This window comes from Mesorhizobium sp. M2E.F.Ca.ET.209.01.1.1 (genome assembly GCF_004010375.2).
Lineage (GTDB): Bacteria > Pseudomonadota > Alphaproteobacteria > Rhizobiales > Rhizobiaceae > Mesorhizobium.
On sequence record NZ_SADP02000088.1, the window covers coordinates 1 to 605 of the forward strand.

Here is a 605-nt window from a genome sequence, read left to right on the forward strand (position 1 = left end):
GCAAGTAACGAGGCGCGGCTTCGCGCGGCCCGAAGGACGCGCGATCCGGTGATCCAACCCGTTGATTTTACGCCGGTATCTTGACCACGACCTCGGTCTGGCCACCAACCTTAGGTTCAAAGGACGCCGATTTTGTCTTTGAACCATTGACTTCGAGCGAGATCGTCTTGGTCTTTTTGTCCCGAATGACCTGCACCTTGATCTCGGCGCCCAGCATCTTGAGTGAAGCCTGATAGCCCTCCCAATGACTGGGCAGCTTCGGCCGGAACGTGATCTGCTTGCCGCGCCGTTCGATACCCAGGATGCCTTCGACCGCCGCCCGGTAAAGCCAGCCCGCCGAGCCGGTGTACCAGGTCCAGCCTCCGCGCCCTCCCTTGTCGTTCCCGGCATAGATGTCGGCCGCCACCACATAGGGTTCGACGCGGTAATGCTCGGTCGAGGCCTCGTCGAAGGCGTGGTTGACCGGGTTCAGCATCGAGAAGCAGCGATACGCCTCGTCGGTGCGGCCCATTTCGGCCAACGCGATCACGAACCAGGTGGCGGCATGGGTATACTGGCCGCCATTCTCGCGCACGCCCGGCGGATAGCTCTTGATGTAGCCGGGG

Annotated in this window: 1 protein-coding gene; it reads right to left on the reverse strand. The window is 62.0% G+C overall.

The features are described 5' to 3' along the window. Window positions 1-67: 67 nt before the first annotated feature. The coding region (locus EN852_RS34695) for a glycosyl hydrolase family 65 protein (protein ID WP_135879582.1) at window positions 68-605 on the reverse strand (538 nt) is incomplete at its 5' end.